Source organism: Streptomyces yerevanensis, assembly GCF_000716805.1.
GTDB classification, from domain to species: Bacteria; Actinomycetota; Actinomycetes; order Streptomycetales; family Streptomycetaceae; genus Streptomyces; species Streptomyces flaveus.
Genome location: NZ_JNWJ01000248.1, coordinates 1 through 464, shown reverse-complemented (window position 1 = coordinate 464; position 464 = coordinate 1). Strand labels below are relative to the sequence as shown.

The 464-nt window shown below is 75.4% G+C and carries 1 protein-coding gene; it reads right to left on the bottom strand.

Features of this window, described 5'->3' with window-relative positions:
- On the bottom strand, positions 1 to 464 hold a 464-nt coding region (locus tag OP79_RS49270), incomplete at both ends, for an XdhC family protein (protein ID WP_033329901.1).

Below are 464 nucleotides of genomic sequence, written 5' to 3'. Positions count from 1 at the left end.
CGCAGGCGTTCGTCGTGGGTGCGGCGGGAGCCCATCGCGCCGACGTAGCCGACGGGCAGGGAGAGTGCCAGCCGCAGCAGGGGGATGTCGAACTTGGCGTCGTGGGTGAGGACGCATACCGCGGTGCGGGCGTCCACCTCGGTGCGTTCCAGGTAGCGGTGGGGCCAGTCGACGACGACCTCGTCGGCGGGCCCTGCGGCCGGCGTCCCGTCGGCGATCCCGCTGTCGCCGAGAACGCTCAGGGTGGCGCCGATCAGTCCGTCCGGGCCGTCGACGACCTGGGCCACGGCGGCGGGTCGGCCCCCGGCAACCTCGGCGAGGGCCGCGCCGAGAGGCGGCTGGGCCACGGGGTCGATGCGCTGGACGAGGACATCGAGTTCGCCGCCGCAGGTCAGGCCGACGGCGAAGGCGTCGTCGTCGGAGTAGCCGAACCGGGCGCGCTGCGGGGCGCCGCGGTCGCGCAG